This window comes from Bacillus sp. BK450, from assembly GCF_004364885.1.
Classification (GTDB): Bacteria; Bacillota; Bacilli; order Bacillales; family Bacillaceae; genus Bacillus; species Bacillus safensis.
Genome location: NZ_SOBQ01000003.1, coordinates 737,669 through 757,924 on the forward strand (window position 1 = coordinate 737,669; position 20,256 = coordinate 757,924).

Here is a 20,256-nt window from a genome sequence, read left to right on the forward strand (position 1 = left end):
TGTTTTTATAATAATAACGTCAAAAAATAAGTGGATTAGCCCATTATATGGCGGCTATGCACGGGAGGTAATGAGGAATATGTCAGGAATTATTCGCGTAACCCCAGAAGAACTAAGAGCGACCGCTAAGCAATATGGTGTTGAAAGTCAAGAAGTGTTAAACCAAGTTGATCGTCTAAATAGAATGATCTCTGATTTAAAAGGAATGTGGGAAGGTGCTTCTAGTGAAGCATTTGCTGATCAATACGAACAGCTTAAGCCTTCATTTATCAAAATGTCTGATCTATTAACAGATGTCAGCAATCAGCTTGATCAAACGGCAAATACACTTGAAAGCACTGACCAAGACATCGCAAGCCAAATCCGCGGCTAATCAAGGGGATTTCCTTTCTAAGTGTGAAAAGCAGAAACAGCGCCGAGTCTGTCAATGGATGCCGGCGCTCTTTCTATTTTGTGAGGTGGAAATTTGTGTATATCGATATTACCATCGACTTAAAAAATTATGATGGCAGTGTGTTTGATTTGAGACTATCAAATTATTTACATATTAAACAAGTCATCCATATCGCCTGGCAGGCAAAACAAATCTCGCTTCCAAAGCGGGAAGGCGGATGGGTGCGAGTAGTCAATAAGAAAGCTGTGTTTTCAGGCGAATATAAGCTGTCAGACTGTGGAATTACCACAGGAGACAGGCTGGAAATACTATGAAAGGACTTTTGTAAATGGCAGATAAAAAGAGTTCCTATTTAGAAGAACAATTAGAAGCAGTCATGAAAAAAGAGGGAGGCACCTATACCTTTATTTTTCAAAAAGAGACAATTAAACTCTTAGACGGTTTAGAAGCGGCACCGATCAAAGACATCAATCCTTCATTTCAGAAAGAGATTCAATTAACTGAAGATGAGGTCATCATTTCTATTCAACCGCCTCCTGCCTATCAGGAATTTCGTTTCATCCATGCAAAGGATGAAAAAAGCAAATGGATTTTTTCATACCAGCTTGTCGATGCAGTTCTTAAACACGACGTGAAGCGGCTGCATCCTATTGTTTCTCCTGAAAACATTGTTTTTCATCAAGGCTTAGCTCCTGCATTTTTGCATTATGGAGTCAAAGAAAGCATCCCGCCATATGAAACTGATGAACTTCGCCTGTTAAAAGAGGTCAAGGCCGTCGTTCTTCGAGTGGTTGACCATGAATATCAATTTCAAGAATATGTGGCTTACAATGAAACGTTGAAATTATCTGAGCTGGCAAAAGAAATTAGTGAAACGAAGTCGCTGGAAGAATTGTCAGCTTTGATTGAGCAAAAGATCAAAGCAATCGATACGAAAGAAAAAACGCTCTTAACCATTCCTAAAAAGAAATGGAAGATCGAGCGATACATTGGACTAGGTCTGCTTGTCCTGTTAATCCCTGCATTGGTGTACACCATTTATACCTTCTTTTTTGCCATGCCAAAACAAGAAGCATACGTCGAGGCAAATAAATATTATCTCAACAAGCAGTACAGTCAAGTGGTGGATACGTTAGAGAAGTATCCAGCCAATAAAATGCCAGTCTCTCTTCAATATGAACTGGCCATTTCGTATGTACAAACGAATCAAGGCAGCCTCTTACTTGATCAGCATAAAAAAGAAATCACAGAAACGTACACATTACAGACAGATCCACAATACTTCCTATTCTGGATTCATATTGGACAAGGCAATAGCAAGGAAGCACTTGATATTGCACGGGTGCTTGGAGACGACAGGTACATATTCACGGCACTCGTCGCCTACCGCAATGAAATTCAAAATGATGACAGCCTTTCTGCTGAAGAAAAACAAAAACAACTAGATCCAATCATTAAAGAAATGGCGAAATATGAAGAAAAAGAAACAACCGAGACAAGCACAAGTGACTCCTCGGGCGCAAGCCAAACAGATGAAACAGCTGAACAAAAAGAGCAGTCAAAAGCCGATCAAGAGAAAAATGAGAAAGAATCTGAAGCGAAAAAGAAAACCTCTCAGACAAAAAAAGATGAGAAAAAATAATTCTTTCGATACAACTGACAGTTGGTGCTGTCCGATGAGGAGGTGGAGCGTTTGAGTCTTCTTTGGGTTTTTTATGAGGAGGATTATCAAACCGTCCGTTTAGATGAGCAGTTCAATCGAGAAGCTCTGATTGGACCTGTAATAGAGCATACGGTGACAATCCCTTCACTTTCATTTGATGAAGGGACAATTCGTTTATCTCCTGATGAACCGAATGATGGTTTTACTATTTATCAGGGGAATGAGAAGAAAGGCAAATTACTTCCACATGAACCATATCAGCTTGGTTCACTCATATTTATTTTAATGGATGCACATCATGATCAGCATATTTATTACCTAGGAAATAGAGTTGAGCTGTCTTTTTCACGTGAAGAGAAAGATGAGATCGATGTGTGGAAAGAACAAGCTCATTCCATGTTTCAAGATGCCAGCCAGTTCACTTTAGAGAAAATCGAAGGAACATGGTATGTCATGCCTCAGGACGAGACGATTTACGTGAACGGAAAGAAAATCTACGGTCCAGAGAAGGTTTATGCCGGAGATGAGCTGTTCTGGAACTTTCTGACGGTGACATTTATAGATGATGATTTATTACAGGTGACAGCTTACGAACCTTTTCAAACGCGTTTGGAAAAAACAAGACCTCCAAGCACAGAAACAAAACAAAAATACCCTTCATACAGACGTACACCGCGTTTGATTTATGATTTACCAGATGACCGGGTATCCTTTAGCTTTCCTTCGCAGGAGAGTGAAAATAACAGCAGAGGGCTTTGGCTTGTTGTCCTTCCGCCGCTTGTCATGCTCCTTGTGATGGGGATTGTCGCCCTTATCCAGCCGCGCGGAATCTTTATTGTCGTGTCGATGGCGATGTTTATCATGACGTTAATTACATCGTCCGTTCAATACTTTAAAGAAAAATCACAGCGCAAAAGACGAGAAGAGAAGCGGCAGCGAGTCTATTCTCTTTATTTAGAAAATAAGCGGAAAGAGCTGCAGGAGCTGTATGACCGCCAGCAATATATTTTGACGTATCATTATCCGTCATTTGAACAAATGAAGTATTTAACATCAGAAATCAGCGGCCGCATTTGGGAAAAGACGCTTGTGAGTGACGACTTCTTGCATCTGCGTCTTGGAACGGGCGCAGTTCCATCAAGCTATGAATTATCGATGAGCGGCGGCGATATGGCCAACCGGGATGTTGATGACTTAATGGAACAAACGCAGCACATGCAAAAAGTATATCGTGAAGTGAAGAATGTCCCGATTACATTCGGTCTTGCGGATGGTCCAACAGGATTAATTGGGAAGCCTGCGATTGTGAAAAATGAGCTTCATCAGCTTGTCGGGCAGCTTGCTTTCTCGCACAGCTATCACGATTTGAGATTTGTCTTTATCTTTCATGAGCAGGAGTATGAGAACTGGGAATGGATGAAATGGCTTCCGCACTTCCAGCTGCCTCATACATATGGCAAAGGGTTTATTTACAACGAACAAACACGCGATCAGCTGTTGTCCTCAATCTATGAAATTTTACGTGAGCGTGATTTAGAAGAAGAAAAAGAGAAGAAAATCTTTACGCCTCATTTTGTGTTCATCGTGACAAATCATGAGCTCATTGCCGAGCATGTGATTTTAGAATACTTAGAAGGCAGCCGGACAGATCTTGGCATTTCCATCATCTTTGCAGCAGAAACAAAGGAAAGCTTAGCTGAAAATATTTCGACGCTTGTCCGTTATATTAACGAAGAAGAAGGGGATATTCTCATTCAGCACAAGAAGGCAGTAAGAATTCCGTTTCAGCTTGATACACATCAGCGCGGGGACAATGAACTGTTTGCCAGAACCCTGAGAACATTAGATCATCAAGTCGGTATGACCAATTCGATTCCTGAGACGGTCTCATTCCTTGATCTTTTCCATGCCAAACAGGTAGATGACATTGGCATTCGTGAAAAATGGCTGACTTCAGAAACGGCCAAATCATTATCAGTTCCAATTGGTTATAAAGGGAAAAACGACATTGTCGATCTGAACCTGCATGAAAAAGCACATGGCCCGCACGGACTGTTGGCGGGAACAACGGGATCAGGGAAAAGTGAATTTTTACAGACGTATATTTTATCGCTCGCTGTACATTTTCACCCGCATGAAGTTGCTTTTCTGTTGATTGACTATAAAGGCGGCGGAATGGCGCAGCCGTTTCGAAATATTCCTCATTTACTTGGAACGATCACCAATATTGAAGGCAGCAAGAACTTTAGTGAAAGAGCGCTTGCCTCAATTAAAAGTGAATTGAAGAAAAGACAGCGGCTGTTTGATCAGTATCATGTGAATCACATCAATGATTATACAAAGCTCTACAAGGAGAAAAAGGCTGAGCAGGCAATGCCTCACTTGTTCTTAATCTCTGATGAGTTTGCTGAATTAAAAAGTGAAGAGCCAGACTTTATTAGGGAGCTTGTCAGTGCTGCACGTATCGGCCGAAGCCTAGGGGTCCATCTCATTTTGGCTACCCAAAAGCCAGGCGGGGTCATTGATGATCAGATTTGGAGTAACTCCCGCTTTAAGGTCGCACTAAAAGTGCAAGATGCGTCAGACAGTAAGGAAATTTTGAAAAATAGTGATGCAGCATCCATTACCGTCACAGGCCGCGGCTATTTACAAGTGGGCAACAATGAAATTTATGAATTGTTCCAATCGGCTTGGAGCGGTGCACCATATATGGAAGATGGCTACGGCTCAGAAGATGACATTGCCATTGTGACAGATACTGGTCTTATTCCGTTATCAGGGGTAAGCACAGAGCCGGCAGTGAAAAAAGAGACAGTGACGGAGATTTCCGCTGTTGTGGATGAAATTGAACGTATGCAGCAGGAGTTTGGAATTGAGAAGCTGCCAAGTCCATGGCTTCCACCGCTTGAAGAGCGGATTCCAAAAACACGTTATGCGTCGAGTGAAGAGCATGTCTTCCATTTTGCGCTTGTCGATGAACCAGATCAGCAAAGCCAGCATCCACTTTCTTATCAAATGATGGAAGATGGGAACATTGGCATCTTCGGTTCCTCCGGCTACGGCAAATCACTTGCTGCCACAACACTGCTGATGAGCTTTGCGGAGAGGTATTCACCTGAAGAATGGCACGCATATATTTATGATTTCGGAAACGGAACATTGCTTCCGTTAGCTAAACTGCCGCATACGGCGGATTATTTCTTAATGGATCAGATGAGAAAGATTCAAAAATCAATGAAGCGTCTGCGGGAAGAGGTTGAATATCGCAAGCGCTTATTCAGACAGCAAGAAATGAGTCATATCAAAATGTACAACGCCTTAAATGAGAAAAAGCTTCCATTCATTTTTATCGTGATTGACAACTTTGACATTGTCAAAGACGAAATGCATGAGCTCGAATCTGAGTTTATTCAGCTGAGCCGTGACGGACAATCACTAGGTATATACTTCTTGATTACAGCAACCCGGGTAAATGCAGTGCGTCAATCGCTGATGAACAATCTGAAAACAAAGATTGTCCATTACTTAATGGATCAAGGAGAGGCGTACTCGATTATTGGCAGACCGAAATTCAGCTTAGAGCCGATCCCAGGCCGAGTTATTATTAACAAAGAAGAGCTTTATTTTGCGCAAATGTTTCTGCCAGTTGAAGGAGAGAACGATCTCGAATTGTTTGAGCATTTGAAACAAGAGATACAGCTTCTTCATGACCGCTTTGAAGCATCCGAAAAACCAAAGCCTGTGCCAATGCTTCCTGATAAGCTGACAGTTTGGGAGCTTGAGAGTCGTTTAGATGAACAAAAACTGCCTTATGACATTCCAGTCGGATTAGATGAGGAATCTGTGGCACCTGTTTATTTTGACTTGAAAAAGAATAAACATTGCCTCATTATCGGTCAAACGCAGCGAGGGAAAACAAATGTGACAAAACTGATGCTCGATCAGCTTTTAGTGGCAAAGCCTGAAAAGCTGGCTGTCTTTGATTCAATTGATCGAGGTCTATCCCATTATGCAAAAGAAGAGAACATTGATTACCTTGAAACAAAAGATGATATCACCGAATGGGCAGAAGAAATGGACCGCATATTCAAGGTGCGGGAAGAAATGTATGTCGAAGCTGTGCGCCAAGGGGAGACCGATCAGCTGTCATTTCCTCAAATTGTGCTTGTGATTGATGGCATTACGCGTTTTCAGCAGACGATCGATCCGCGTCTTCAAGATCAATTAGCTGATTTCATGAAGTCATATGCACACTTAGGCTTCAGCCTGATTGCATCAGGGAATCATACCGAGTTCAGTAAGGGCTATGATGCACTCACAAACGAAATCAAACAAGTTCGTCATGCTATGTTACTCATGAAAAAATCAGAGCAAAACATCATACCGCTTCCGTATGCAAGACAAGAACCAGAGATTCAGCCAGGCTTCGGGTATTTGGTTGAAAACGGAAAAGAGAAGAAAATCCAGGTTCCTTTATGTGCGGTAGAAAGGAAGAGTGTTCAATGACAGAGCAGCAAAAAAGCTCCATCAAAATCGTATCCACCATGATATTGATTCTTGTGCTGCCGGTTTTATTTTTCCACCTGATTGGAGATGACCCGGCAAAACAGAAGAAGAATGCCACACGAAATATTGCAGTGGTCAATGAGGATATGGGAGCGAGCGAAAGTGAAAACACGGCTCGTTTCGGACAGGATGTTGTGGCAGCATTGTCAGAACGTCCTGATTATACATGGACTGTAGTGAATCGCAGTGCGGCGGAAAATGGACTGAAAAACAGAAAATATGACGCTGTCCTTTATATTCCGTCTGATTTCTCTAAAAATGTGCTGAGCTATGATAAAGACCATCCTGAAAAGGCGTCCATTCAATTTTCAATTCAAGATCAGCTCAATGCAGTCAATAAAGAGAAAGTGCAGAGAGAGCTGGAAAATGCGCAAAAGAAAATGAATGAACAGATGTCGACGCTATACTGGAGTTTTGTATCACAGGAAATTGGCAATGTGAGAGAAGAATTTGAGCATATTGTCGGCAAAGAAGTTGAATTCCAAAACACGATGTACAACTTCTATAAACCGAACTCAAACAAACTATCAGATGCCGTCCAGCAGCAGAAGAAACAAATAGAAGAATTAAAAAATGCGATGGCCGATTCACAGAAACAATATAAAGACGGCTTGAGTACAACAGAAGAAGCAAAGAACCAATTAAAGGACTTTGTGAAAGTAGTCGATCAATACCAGCAGTATCAAGATAAACAAAAGGATCTCTTGATCAAAGCGCAATCAACAAGCCAAAAGCAAATCCAGCAAGGGCTCAAACAACTCGCTGACATTCAAAACCAAAATGCCCGCAGCTTTAGTGATCAAATGGGCGGACTCAAAACAGACATCAACGGGGTACAAAGTCAGCTGAAAACAACGGACAGCGCCATCCAATCTGTTCAAAAGTCGAGAGAAGACGTTATTCCTAAGCAATCCACGGGGTTAACGGAACTTGTGATAGCGTCTCAGAAGGAACTGATTAAAAACTATGAAGATCGTTACTTAGAAGATTATCGAAATAAAATATCAGACTTGCAGACAAAGCTATTGGCAAAAAGGCAAGAGTTAATGGACGAGCCTGAACCGCCAGCTGACTCTGATGAAGACGAGCCATCAGATCAAGATAATGAAAACCCACAAGAGATTGGGATTAACCTAGAGGAAGAAACAAATGAGCTCTCACAGATTTCAATAGAAATGAACGACCTTGCGGATCAATTAGTAGAACAGGAGACACCGCCTACTGGAGATGGCAATGATGATAAAACCGGTGATGATCCTGCTCAGCCAGATACCGGCAGCACGAATACATCGAAGGATGATCTAAAAGCACTCTCAACTCGCTTAGATGAAGTGAAAAAGAAAATACAAGAAAAAGCGGACGCTCATAACGACGAATTAAAAGACAAAGTGAGTCAGATGAGTAAAGAGCTTGAGACCCTTACGAAAAAAGTAGAAAAGCTTGAAAAGACTATCCTACGGTTACAAGATCGATATAACGTCATTCCGAATGAAATCAAAAATCAAGAATCATCCATTGTAAGCAAAGTAAAAGAGCTGAAGCGCAGGAACTCACCGATTAGTAATGCCTTTAGCGATCATCTTTTTGAGAAAAAGTTCGAAACAAAATCAACAAGAACTAAAAAATTAATGGACTATTCAAATCAACTCTCTCAGCTAGAGCTGATGATCGCAAATGTCTATCAACCATCTAATAACTCTTCTCTATATGACGCAAAAGAAGAGAATATCCAATCCATCCTCTCCATCAAAAAAGAAGAAACAGAAAACTGGGATAAGCTCAAAAACCAGATGCTGACATCAAACGATGATGTGTCTACTTTTATTGATGAGATGCAGAAGTTTTCAGATGGTTATGCGGAGTACATTACGACTCAGCAGGCAAGCATGGAACAGGAATTACAGACAATTTCTGAAAGTGCGGACAATGTAGCTGAGCAAATGGCTGATCAAGGAGATGCGGTGTATACAGCAGACCTTGCAGGCAGTTCAATAGTTGTCAGTGCACAGGATTCAATTGGACAGGAAGTGCTTCGTCTTTCTGAAAATATGAGTTCGTTAACCGACCGCCAAAAAGGGGTGGCGGATTATACGAATAACATTGAAGAGAGTGTCACAACAGTTCAAGAAAAAGCAGATACGCTGAATGAAAACTGGAGCAAGAATGTCGACTCTACAAAGCTTGTTCAGCAAGATTTAAAGGGGATTCTAGGAAATACATTAAGTGATCAAGGCAACAGCAACTATGTGTATAACCATTTAGCCAATCCGCTGAAAATCAGCGGCGATGTGCCGGAAGAAAAAACGCAGACTGTACCGCCGGTCGTCATTTTGGTCATTGTGATGATCAGCAGTTTGTTAATTGGCTTTTTCAGCTCGTATTATGCGTCAGCTCCGATGCTGGTCAAAGGTGCACTGTTTGGCATCTTGAATCTATTAGTCGGACTCATGATCAGTTTGTTTGGACTGAACATTTACAAACTTGCCGATGATCAAGCCATTCAATGGTCGATCTTCACCATTTTGTTATTAGTGGCGTGCTCTGCCTTTATTCGCACGGCCTTCCTATTCGGTTCTATTGCCGGGTGGATGGCAGCAACAGCGCTGATTTTCTTCTTTGTCGCACCGTTAATTGATTTGGTGATGCCGAATTTCCACTTTACCAATCCAGTGACAGACGTGTATCTGTCGATTCAATATGGAAATGGAGACACCTTTGGAATGGGCGTCACAGGTTTAGTGATTTTAACTGTTCTTTTCATGGTCGTACCCCTTGTGAAAAAGCTATGGAAAGATAAAACAGAGGAACGTGATGTGACTCATGAAGCTTAATCTATTCGTGAAAGGGACGGCACTCGTTGCCGTTTCCCTTTTTCTCCTCATCCCTGCTGCTTTCGCTGCTGATGAAGATACGGATACGAATGTCAAGCCGAATGAATATCAGGAAAAGGAACTCAATATTAACTCGAGTATATTGAGGGATCAAACGAAATACGAACAAAGCAAAACGACATCAAAAATCAAAACAGACATTCATTTTGCTAAACCGCCTAAAGCCCCGGGGGGATCTCTTTCTCCGCAGTTATTTAGTGATCTAAAGGAGAACCCGCCGAAAACACCAGCTCGTATGATGAAAGAGATGAATATCTCTTTTAGTGATTCGGCTGTATCAGCACCTTCTGAGGATGAACATGAGAAGCAGACATCGGCACTGCTTCCGATGATCTTTGGTTTCTTGATAGCCCTTGGTCTCGTTGTGATGATCATCCTGATTCCAAAGGTGAATGTGAAGGCTGAAAAGAAATAGTCTGTCTCTTTTAATAGAGGCAGGCTTTTCTTTATGCAGATTGCTTGATGTCATACCGTTTCACTACGTAAAATAGTGATATCAAGGGAGGAGATTGTCATTCGAATTTCAATCGTTACAGGCGGATCAAAAGGTTTTGGCTTAGCACTTGTGAACAGGCTGCTTTCACGCGGGGATCATGTGTACACGGCAGCAAGAAGTGCATCGCCGATATCCCATCCGAAGCTTACACATACCCAGGTTGATCTGACCGATGAAGAAGCAGCGGCCAAATGGCTTCAACATAGTCTTACGCCGCAAACTCTGGCAGATGCTGATGACATCTTACTTGTCAACAATGCAGGAATGGTCACACCTATCAAGCGTGTTGGACAAGGCGGACAGGATACACTTCATCAGCATTACAAGCTGAATCTTGTCATTCCTGTTTTGCTGAGCCATGTGTTTGCCAAGCAGACTCAATCATTTAACGGAAAGAAAACGATCGTTCATCTCTCTTCTGGAGCGGCGAAAAACCCATACAAAGGCTGGAGTGCGTATTGCAGTTCAAAGGCAGGACTCGATATGTTTATGAGGACTTTTCATGAGGAACAACAGGACGAGGCGCATCCGATCAACACGTTTTCTTTTTCACCCGGCACGATCGATACAGATATGCAGGGGGAAATTCGGAAATCATCAAAACAAGACTTTGAACAAATAGACCGTTTTCAGCAATTATATGAAACAGGCACACTGAAGAGTCCAGATGAAGTCGCAAGTATTTTGCTCGATCTTTTAGCGGATGATCCAGGTGGCGGATGTGTCTACGATGCACGTGAGTATGGGAAAAAGCAGTCATAACGACTGCTGCAGCGTGAAGAAAAACCCTCGCATTTGGTGTCAGGCCTGCGTGCCGGTGCTCACGAATCTCAAATTCGCTCCGCACCAGTACTCGGCCTTCCTAGACTTCAAGGATTTTCATAACACGCTGAAAAGAGGAAAAAAAGCAGTCATAGCGACTGCTTTTTTCGTATTGTACAAGCAAAAACAGCTCATTTGACATAAGCTATTCTTGAGACTCATAGAAAATATAACAGAACATTTGAGTTTCTTTTCAGAATATGTTAGGATGCTAAAAATATAGATAAGGAGGGGTTTCCATGAGAAAGGTTACATTAATGGATGTTTACACCCATCCAGTCGCTCAAAAATATTTAAATCGTTCAGGAAAAGCCCATGCGATTGCTTGTGCTTATCACGCATTCAAACTGGCGATGCAGGCTGGGATTAATCCAGATCTCGCTGTGAAAGCAGCCCTCTTGCATGACATCGGCCACTATGAATGGTATACAGCTGGCGGAGAATGGGATTACGAGACATATAGACGGAATGATATTCATGCCATTAAAGGCGCAGAGCGGGCTCACAAACTGCTCATACGCCTCGGTGAGGAACCAAAGGCAGCCAAAGATATTGCGCTTGCGATTCTGCTTCATACAGATTCATATTTGCCAGAGGGCGACCTTCATAAGGACACACTTCAGCAAATCGTCAAGAAAGCAGACGAAATGGATGAAGAGCCTGGCGGACATCACCATTACAGACAAATAGACGAATCACTTGCAATGAAAAAAATCACGGAATTGGATCAGAAAGTGGAGCAGGCACTTCAGCCCATGAAACGTTCTGTTTAGTATGGAATGTCTCCATGAATATTTCCATCCTGATCGACATACAATGTGCGAATAACGGTACGGTTAAATGCGGATGTACCTGATGCAGTGAGTCCGGTGTAATGAACCGTGACAGAATAAGCACCTTCTTTTTTCAATTGAACAGCGGATGAAGCAGTTGTTTTGAGAGGATGATCTTTTTGGGCATCCTTAAAGTAAAAGGTTTCTACTTTCTTGCTTAATCGTTTAATCAGACCGCTTGAATGGGTCGATGCATCATCCCCTGATTTCGCTGCCTCTGCTTTGATTTCGTCATTTAATGGTGAATCAAAGGATACGAGCAGCAAATAAGGAGCCTTTTTTCCTGAATTTGATCGAATCGTCCATTTTCCAGGAACGGGTTTATTGATTTGTACATGGTGCGAAAATGCGCCTTCATATGGGAAAGATGCTTTCGATGTCTTCAGATTTGTTAAGACGTCTCCATTTGGGGCGATGATTTCCGGCCGCGCCTCATGACTTTCATTTAACCACTGAATCGATAAGCCATTCGTTCCTTCCTCTACATAGAACGCTTCTGTTTTCTCCTTTTCACTTTCACCGCCTTTCACATAAACATCTGTATTCAGCTCAGTAGAGTTCGGGCTCTCTATATTTTCTTTTTCAGCGCTTGCGGCATTTGCCAGCAGCTGATGCTGAAACACAGGGAACATGCTTGTGCCGTTTTTAATTGAGTTGTGATCCCATTTCCCTGTTAAAATATTGTTTGCATATGATAGTCTTGTGCTGCTTACCGTGACGGCGCCATCGTTTGCGCCAAAGCTCTTTAAATACATGCCTCCTAAGTACAGCACCCCTCCAAATGTTCCCCATTCCGATCCCGAATACGTGATGTATTTATGAGGAAACTTCTCCAGCTTGTCGGTTTCACTTCGAAAAGCCGCCATGAGCCCCGTTTGCAAAGAATAGAGCGCGTCGCTTTTTTGTCCAAGAATTTGCGCGAGCCAGCTTCCGCCCTTGCTATACGCTAAATCTGCCAGCGGCGTCCCGTAATGAGGGGAGCCGAGTGTGATGACCTTCTCTACATATGGATGGGCATTGTGATACACGAGTGCGGACTGTGTATCCACCCCGCCTTTACTATGACCAATCACAATGAGTTTTCGACCGAACTCATCATAGATTTCTTTTAACTTTTCTGCTAATAGTTTGCCATTCTTTTTCGTATCCTGATCTGGATACAAATCTATGAATGCGCTTTCGTATCCGTTCAGAACAGCTTGCTTTGCCATGTCGTTTCGGTCGAACCATGTGGAGGAGGAGCTGTTGATGCCGTGAACAAAAACAAGTGGCGGTTTTGACTCGTCTTTTTGAACCGGCTCTTCTCCTTTAAACCACTTCCCTGGTGTCCCAGGCGCATCCCCAATTGATCCTGCATACGCATAACTTGCAAAGGAAAAAAAGAGCATGACAGCAGCGAGACAGATGAGTTTTTTCAAGATCATTCACCTCTTCAAATGTTTTAAATTGTTGGCAGCACCAATCTATTATAATTCCAAAAGATGTAAAATTACATAAAATGTTAAAATATGGTATTTAGGTTGTGGGTTTGCCCTGAGTGACATTCACATGGGTCATTGCATACGCTGTGGGTAAATACACAAGTAAAGGGGCAGGTAGGATGGCACAACAAGGAAGTCCGCAGCTTGTTTCATTAGTTGATCCATATGTTTATCAAACATTGCAGAAAGTGATCGGTATGAGATTAATTGTTCAAACAGTGAAAGATACAGTGCGCGGAAAATTGAAGGAAGTCATGCCGGATCATATTGTGATTGAGGCGGGGGCAAAATCAGTTTTTTATGTGCGGATCCAGCAAATTGTATCGGTGATGCCTGATCACAGTGAAAGAGTGTAACAAGCAGACGCAAAGGTGTCTGCTTTTTTCACGCTTATAGAATGTATATCTGGAAAAAGTGCATGATATACCAATTGTTCTTTTTTTTACAAAAAATGAGGTTCTAAAACAAGAAGCAGTTGACAGAAGGTGGGTTGAATAGTAGTTTTTTAATAAGATCAATACGTAACAGGAGGAGCATCTTTGTTAAAATCTAAAGTTCATTTTTGGACATTCCAAATATTACTTGTTTTACTTATTGTTTATGTATCTACAAAGGTTTCGTTTTTATTTCAGCCGATTATTTTATTTGCATCCACCTTGTTTGTTCCCATCTTGCTGGCTGGGATTCTCTTTTTCATCTTTAATCCAATTGTTCGATTTTTGTCCAAGAAAATTCCTAGGACACTTGCTATCCTGATCATTTATCTTTTGTTCATCGGACTCATCACGTTCATTGTGAATGCTGCGGGACCGGTTATTGTCACGCAGGTCGGTGGACTTGTCAAAAGCTTCCCTGGTTATGTGACGGATATGCAGAAATTTATCAACGACTTCTCGCATTCTAAAACATTTACTTGGATGATGAACCAAGATTATGTCTCCGTCTCGAAGTTTGAACAGACAATTGTTTCAACATTAAAAGGTTTGCCGGAAAATATTGCTTCAAGCATGTCTGCTGTGTTTGGCGTGATTGCCAATATTGCTTTAGCTGTGATCACAGTTCCGTTCATTTTGTTTTATATGTTGAAAGACGGACATAAGTTTCCGGACAAGCTCGTTCAATTTTTGCCAATGCCTTACCGTAAGGAAGGATTGAAAATCTTTAAAGAATTAAACGATACACTTGCGGCTTACATACAAGGGCAGATTGTTGTCTGTTTATTTGTTGGAGTGGCTTGTTTTATCGGATACTTATTAATCGGTGTGAAATATGCGCTCATTCTCGGCATTATCATTGCGGTCACAAATGTGATTCCGTACCTTGGGCCATATCTTGGCGCGGCACCAGCTGTGCTTATTGCGTTTCTTGATTCGCCTGGAAAAGCGGTGGTGACAGTCATTGTCATTCTTGTCGTTCAGCAAATTGACGGAAATGTCATTTCTCCATTGATCATTGGAAAACGCCTCAATACACATCCTTTGACCATTATCCTGCTATTAATTGGGGCAGGAAGCTTTGGCGGAATCCTTGGCATGATCTTTGCGGTCCCTGTCTATGCACTGCTGAAAGCCATCACCTTGAATATTGTCAGATTGGTGCAGCTGCGTCAGCGTTCTCGCAAAGAACAGCATTTAAACGTCTAGGACAGATGCACACCTTTTCCCTACTTGCATAAGATGATTGAGATAAGCAGATAGGGGGAGATTCTGATGCCTGCAATCGTTGGACCTATTCATATCGAGTCGTTAGGAGGAAACGGTGCAGCTACTTTCGGTGATGTCCTGGCCATTGCCCCTTTGGCTGTAGACCACTCTACTGGCGGTGCGGGAGCCTTTAATTCAGGTGATTATATGTCGCTTACAAGTAATCCGAATGCCACGATGCTTTGGGACTTTACTTTGTTTGGCCAGCCTCAATCATTTAATGCATAGGAAGACAGCTGATACTCACAGATCAGCTGTCTTTTTTATTTTTCATACACGTATTTTTGAGCTGGGCATATGATGTGGGGAGAAAAGGTGGTGGAAAGATGCCAGCGATTGTTGGACCTATTCATATTGACCGTGTGATTGGAAATGGTTCTGCACATTTCGGTGATGTTTTTGCCATTTCGCCAAAAAGTGTCGATCACTCCGCCGGTGGATCAGGTACCTATAATGCAGGGGACTTTGTCCAATTTTTTAGCAGTCCAAACGTTACGTTTATGTGGGATATAGACCTGATCAGCCAGCAAAAGAGCTTTAATGCATAGCCAGCTTTGAAAGGGAATTCCTTTTCAGAAGCTGTCTTTTTTTATGGTACAATAGATATGGATGTAAGAAGAAAAAAGAGGTGTGAACTGAGTCAAATGAAAATTAGAAAAGCACACATCACAAGCGGACAACCAAAGACCTACAATGTATATTTACATGAAAATAAAAAAGAATATAAAACGCTTGTAGCCGTACCTGACATTGAATGGAGTATTTCCATTGCGTATGAGGACGAAAAGGAGCAGCTCATCCATACGCTTGAACAATCCTTAATGGAAAGAGTAGAAACAGACGAAGCCCGTGACCTCGCACTCAAAATTGTGCACTGGGTCACAGAAATGTAAATTTAGAAACCAGGAGTGAAAACAGCGATGAAAGAAGAATCCGTAGACTTTTATTTGCAGCAAGGGATATTTGGACATGCTGAAACAAAACCTGATGAACGAAGGATGTTTCTTGGTTCATTAAGGGAACGAGCGCTTCTCGCCCTGACAAAGGGACAGGTATCAAGAAATAAACCGTATCAAGAGGTGGAACAAGTATTGAAGGCCAATCGACAGGCCTCCCTACTTTTAAATGGTGAACTGTCTTATGCTTCTTATTCTCAATATGTGAAAATGGCAAATGCCGCTGGATGTTCCTTTAAAGTGGTGAATCATCACGAAGCACACTCTCCTTTTGGTCTTGTCATCGAGATGCCTGGTGCGGTCAATCAGGAGCATATCTATATAGAGGATGAGCTGTTTCAAAAAGCTTTTTCTCATGAATCTGTTGAATAGGTTTCCCTAGTGAAATGAATAAGCTATAATGATTCAAAAGAGCATATGGGAGAGATGCGGATGGGCAAAGCGTTGATTTGTATTGATTATACAGTTGATTTTGTTGCAGACGATGGAAAACTGACATGCGGAAAGCCTGGACAGGCAATTGAGTCTAAGATCACAGAGATCACTTCTTCATTTATTGATGAAGGCCACTTTGTCGTCTTTGCTGTCGATCATCATGAAGAAGAGGACCCTTATCATCCAGAGACAAAGTTATTTCCGCCCCATAATATTCGCGGAACAGAGGGTATTGAACTTTATGGACAACTAAGTTCACTATTTCACACGTCAAAACATATAAAACATGTCTACTATATGGAAAAAACAAGATACTCTGCTTTTGCAGGCACTCAATTAGAAATGAAACTGCGCGAGCGCGGCATCACGGAACTTCACTTAGCCGGCGTATGTACCGATATTTGTGTACTTCATACAGCTGTTGATGCGTACAATAAAGGCTTTGAACTTGTGATTCACCAAAATGCTGTGGCGAGTTTTAATGAAGCGGGGCACGAGTGGGCACTTTCTCACTTTGAGCAGTCGCTTGGTGCGAAAGTGGTTAAGTAAGGGAAGGAGAATGGAAGTTGGAGCATCGGTTTAATGACGACAGTTTATCACTGCATACAGATCTTTATCAAATTAACATGGCAGAAACGTATTGGAGAGACGGCATTCATGAGAAGAAGGCAGTCTTTGAACTCTTCTTTAGAAAGCTTCCATTTGACAATGGCTTCGCTGTATTTGCTGGCTTAGAGAAAGCGATTGAATATTTATCGGACTTTTCTTTCACCGAAAGCGATCTGGCGTATTTAAAAGATGAACTCGGTTATAAAAGCGATTTCATTGACTATTTAAGCGGATTGTCCTTTACAGGTACACTTCATTCAATGCGAGAAGGGGAAATTGTCTTTGCGAATGAACCGATTATGCGCATCGAGGCAACGCTTGTTGAAGCTCAGTTAATTGAAACGGCATTGCTCAATATCGTGAATTTCCAGACGCTGATTGCAACAAAAGCGGCTCGAATTAAAGGAATCATTGAAGATGAGACAGCATTAGAATTCGGAACAAGACGTGCGCATGAAATGGATGCGGCGATGTGGGGAGCAAGAGCGGCACTCATCGGCGGCTTTCAGGCGACAAGTAATGTTCGTGCTGGGAAGCGCTTCAACATTCCAGTATCAGGAACACATGCCCACGCACTTGTACAAGCATACCGCGATGAATATACAGCATTTAAAAAATATGCTGAAACACATACAGACTGTGTCTTTTTAGTCGATACGTATGATACTGTCAGATCAGGTATTCCGAATGCGATTAAGGTAGCGAAAGAATTTGGAGACAAAATCAACTTCATTGGTGTCAGACTTGATAGCGGAGACCTTGCATACTTGTCTAAAAAAGCTAGAACAATGCTGGATGAAGCAGGATTCCATGATGCCAAAGTCATTGCATCAAGCGATCTTGATGAACACACCATTATGAACTTAAAGGCACAGGGCGCCAAAATTGATGTGTGGGGTGTTGGAACAAAACTGATCACAGCATTCGATCAGCCAGCCCTCGGTGCAGTGTATAAACTGGTGTCCATTGAAGAAAACGGCAAAATGAATGATACCATCAAAATTTCATCCAATCCAGAGAAAGTGACAACACCAGGCCGTAAACGTGTGTACCGCATTATCAATCAATTGAATCATCATTCTGAGGGTGACTACATTGCGCTTGAAGAGGAAGATGTTCATAGTGAGGATAAACTAAAAATGTTCCATCCTGTGCATACATTTATTAGTAAATTCGTGACAAACTTTGTGGCGAAAGATCTTCACGTCCCGATTTTTGAGCAAGGAAAACTTGTCTATGACAATCCAGATATTCAAACGATTCAAGCCTACGTGCAGGACAGTCTTGGACTCTTCTGGGAGGAATACAAACGAATCAGCAAACCAGAAGAATATCCAGTCGATTTGAGTCAAAAATGCTGGGATAATAAAATGCAGTTTATCCATGATGTGAAAAATAAAATCAAAAAAGAGCTTTATGAAAGCGAATGATTTGAAGAAAGGGAGACCATCAAGCCAGGTGGTCTCTTTTTTTTATTTTGACCGATTGAAATTGAACTAAAAGCGCAATCATTTGGTATACTGAAAGCACATCTTGTTTGTCATGGCATAAAGGAGGATTGGAGCAGTTGAGGGTGTTTGTTGCGAGACAGCCTATTTTTAACAGAAAAGAACAAGTCGTATCATATGAGCTGCTTTATAGAGATAGTGAAACCAATACATATAGCGCTGAAGACGGTGATCAAGCGACAACGGACCTCATTATCAATAGTTTTCTAAATATCGGCATCGAAACACTGACAGAAGGAAAACGATGCTATATTAATTTCACCGAAAGCTTGCTTTCATCTGATCTGCTCACCTATTTTGATCCGCATCAGCTTGTGATCGAGATATTAGAAAATGTACCGATTACCCCGGCACTTATTATGAGATGTAAGCAGTTAAAAAAATGGGGATATACGATTGCACTCGATGATTTCTTCCTAAACGGAACACATTATAGTGACAAGCTGCTTGAGGAACTCCTCTATTGCATAGATATTTTAAAAATTGACTTTCTGAAAACCACAACGCAAGAACGAAGAGATATTCTGCATTCGTATAAAAAGTATCGCCTTCGATTCCTAGCAGAAAAGGTAGAAACGAGAAGAGAATATGAAGAGGCACTAGAAGCGGGCTTCCACTTGTTTCAAGGGTATTTCTTTAGTGAGCCGCATGTGATATCGGGACGAGCATTATCGACCAGCTTCCATGCGTACCATCAGCTTTTAAATGAGTTAAGCAAGGACCAGCCGAATATCCAGACCGTAACCCATTTTATTGAAAGTGACCTTTCGCTATCATATCAATTATTAAAAATGCTGAATTCAGGCGGCATGAGACGTCTTTATCAAATTAAAAGTATCCGGCAGGCGATTATCCTGCTTGGATTTAATGAAATTCGGCGCTGGATCTTTATCCTTTCATTTAAAGAACTGAATGTCCAAGCTAACTCAAGCCAAAAAGAAATTATTAAAATGTCATTCATTCGTGCCAAAACGTGTGAACTGATTGCTTCTCGTACTGAACGAGAGCACCCCGCCTCTTATATGCTGACAGGTATGTTTTCTCTCATTGATACGCTTGTCAGGGCAGATATCACAGAACTTGTAAAGGAACTGCCGCTTTCTGATGAAGTTGGTGAGGCACTGCTTGGCTATGAAAATGATTATTCTTTTGTGCTAGGTGTGGCCAAACGTATTGAACGAAATGAATGGGATGATGAAATGTTAGATGGAAATTTCCCGAAACAGGAAGCCTATGGGTGTTATATAGAAGCCATTGAATGGTGTCATAAAATGTTTGAATCTTAAGAAAAGCCGCTCGCGTGAGAGCGGCTTTTTCTTTGTCATGCCCATTTTAAAAGAAGAAAAAGTCTGCTGGAGGCAAGAGACAAGTAGATTCGAATCCCTTCTGGACTAAAGCGGATATCTATGCCACTTTTCACACCGATTTGCTTCAGCATTCGGATCACACTTGTGGAATCAGAGCGCTCAGCAGCCTCCATGATGCGCTGCGCAAACGGAAGGGAGCTTGAAATTTGTTGCGTAATGAGTGAAGCATCGGCAACGAGGCGGGCTGATTCTTTTGCGGCTCGTTGAAATGAGTGGGCATCTACTGGAGGAAAAGTCATTGGCGTGCGCGGCGGGTATGCGTGGCTCATTGCGGGAACCTGCAAAGCAGGATAAGGAACATAGTAAAACACATGGTCACCTCTTCTCTCATTGACGTGAAATTGGACGGATATCTGTTCTAAATGTATGTAGAAAATCAGAATAAAGAATCAAAATGATCTTTCTATCTTTGTAATTCCAGCATAAAAATAGGTACTTTTGCGGTCAATTTCGGTGAATGTCGCCAAAAAATTGCGGTGTCCACAATAGCGTCTGTCGTCTGACCTATGACACGCAAAACCGAAGATACAGA

Annotated in this window: 19 protein-coding genes; 17 read left to right on the forward strand and 2 right to left on the reverse strand. The window is 41.9% G+C overall.

The annotated features are described in order from the left end of the window. The first annotated feature begins 79 nt into the window (after positions 1–79). The 8 genes from EV579_RS13595 to EV579_RS13630 all read left to right on the forward strand — a co-directional run bounded on the left by EV579_RS13595 (position 80) and on the right by EV579_RS13630 (position 11,605). Positions 80–373: a WXG100 family type VII secretion target gene (locus EV579_RS13595; protein WP_003213769.1), complete on the forward strand. Its 294-nt coding sequence runs from the start codon at positions 80–82 to the stop codon at positions 371–373. A gap of 95 nt (positions 374–468) precedes the next feature. Further along, complete coding sequence (gene yukD / locus EV579_RS13600) at positions 469–708, forward strand: ESX secretion system protein YukD (protein WP_003213579.1); 240 nt, start codon at positions 469–471, stop codon at positions 706–708. 14 nt (positions 709–722) lie between these two features. After that, positions 723–2,036, forward strand: coding sequence for a type VII secretion protein EssB (essB, locus tag EV579_RS13605; protein WP_133744624.1), 1,314 nt, complete (start codon positions 723–725; stop codon positions 2,034–2,036). A 51-nt stretch (positions 2,037–2,087) separates the two neighbouring features. Then, positions 2,088–6,563: a type VII secretion protein EssC gene (gene essC / locus EV579_RS13610; protein ID WP_133744625.1), complete on the forward strand. Its 4,476-nt coding sequence runs from the start codon at positions 2,088–2,090 to the stop codon at positions 6,561–6,563. Then, on the forward strand, positions 6,560–9,454 hold the full coding sequence (esaA, locus tag EV579_RS13615) for a type VII secretion protein EsaA (RefSeq protein ID WP_133744626.1): 2,895 nt from the start codon (positions 6,560–6,562) through the stop codon (positions 9,452–9,454). The genes essC and esaA overlap by 4 nt, the downstream gene beginning before the upstream one ends. Next, positions 9,444–9,929: a type VII secretion protein EssA gene (gene essA / locus EV579_RS13620; RefSeq protein WP_073207254.1), complete on the forward strand. Its 486-nt coding sequence runs from the start codon at positions 9,444–9,446 to the stop codon at positions 9,927–9,929. Before esaA ends, essA begins: the two co-directional genes overlap by 11 nt. 99 nt (positions 9,930–10,028) lie before the next feature. Next, complete coding sequence (locus EV579_RS13625) at positions 10,029–10,772, forward strand: (S)-benzoin forming benzil reductase (RefSeq protein WP_243837426.1); 744 nt, start codon at positions 10,029–10,031, stop codon at positions 10,770–10,772. 299 nt (positions 10,773–11,071) lie between these two features. After that, positions 11,072–11,605 (forward strand): HD domain-containing protein, encoded by a 534-nt coding sequence (locus EV579_RS13630; RefSeq protein WP_044335785.1) that lies wholly within the window; start codon positions 11,072–11,074, stop codon positions 11,603–11,605. Here the strand turns inward: EV579_RS13630 and EV579_RS13635 are convergent. Beyond that, positions 11,602–13,089: an esterase/lipase family protein gene (locus EV579_RS13635; protein ID WP_243837414.1), complete on the reverse strand. Its 1,488-nt coding sequence runs from the start codon at positions 13,087–13,089 to the stop codon at positions 11,602–11,604. The two genes, EV579_RS13630 and EV579_RS13635, sit on opposite strands and share 4 nt — an antisense overlap. A 176-nt stretch (positions 13,090–13,265) precedes the next feature. On the opposite strand from EV579_RS13635, the gene EV579_RS13640 reads away from it, so the two are divergent. The 9 genes from EV579_RS13640 (at position 13,266) to EV579_RS13680 (ending at position 19,643) form a co-directional block, all read left to right on the forward strand. Next, on the forward strand, positions 13,266–13,502 hold the full coding sequence (locus EV579_RS13640; RefSeq protein WP_024423334.1) for a YuzF family protein: 237 nt from the start codon (positions 13,266–13,268) through the stop codon (positions 13,500–13,502). Positions 13,503–13,685: 183 nt separating this feature from the next. Next, a complete protein-coding gene (locus EV579_RS13645; RefSeq protein ID WP_024423333.1) occupies positions 13,686–14,789 on the forward strand; it encodes an AI-2E family transporter in 1,104 nt (367 codons plus the stop codon). Positions 14,790–14,855: 66 nt separating this feature from the next. After that, a complete protein-coding gene (locus tag EV579_RS13650; RefSeq protein WP_024423332.1) occupies positions 14,856–15,077 on the forward strand; it encodes a spore germination protein in 222 nt (73 codons plus the stop codon). Positions 15,078–15,175: 98 nt separating this feature from the next. Continuing rightward, complete coding sequence (locus EV579_RS13655; RefSeq protein ID WP_024425952.1) at positions 15,176–15,397, forward strand: spore germination protein; 222 nt, start codon at positions 15,176–15,178, stop codon at positions 15,395–15,397. A gap of 96 nt (positions 15,398–15,493) precedes the next feature. After that, on the forward strand, positions 15,494–15,742 hold the full coding sequence (locus tag EV579_RS13660; protein ID WP_024423330.1) for a YueH family protein: 249 nt from the start codon (positions 15,494–15,496) through the stop codon (positions 15,740–15,742). 27 nt (positions 15,743–15,769) lie between these two features. Then, the gene (locus tag EV579_RS13665) at positions 15,770–16,177 is read left to right on the forward strand and encodes a YueI family protein (RefSeq protein ID WP_024423329.1); all 408 of its coding nucleotides are present in this window, start codon (positions 15,770–15,772) and stop codon (positions 16,175–16,177) included. 60 nt (positions 16,178–16,237) lie between these two features. After that, the gene (locus EV579_RS13670) at positions 16,238–16,789 is read left to right on the forward strand and encodes a cysteine hydrolase family protein (protein WP_133744629.1); all 552 of its coding nucleotides are present in this window, start codon (positions 16,238–16,240) and stop codon (positions 16,787–16,789) included. Between the two features lie 17 nt (positions 16,790–16,806). Further along, positions 16,807–18,279, forward strand: coding sequence for a nicotinate phosphoribosyltransferase (locus EV579_RS13675; RefSeq protein WP_024423327.1), 1,473 nt, complete (start codon positions 16,807–16,809; stop codon positions 18,277–18,279). 137 nt (positions 18,280–18,416) lie between these two features. Further along, on the forward strand, positions 18,417–19,643 hold the full coding sequence (locus EV579_RS13680) for an EAL and HDOD domain-containing protein (protein ID WP_073207248.1): 1,227 nt from the start codon (positions 18,417–18,419) through the stop codon (positions 19,641–19,643). 35 nt (positions 19,644–19,678) lie between these two features. On the opposite strand, the gene EV579_RS13685 is transcribed toward EV579_RS13680, so the two are convergent. Then, complete coding sequence (locus EV579_RS13685; protein WP_052503035.1) at positions 19,679–20,035, reverse strand: YuzC family spore coat inner layer protein; 357 nt, start codon at positions 20,033–20,035, stop codon at positions 19,679–19,681. Positions 20,036–20,256 lie beyond the last annotated feature (221 nt).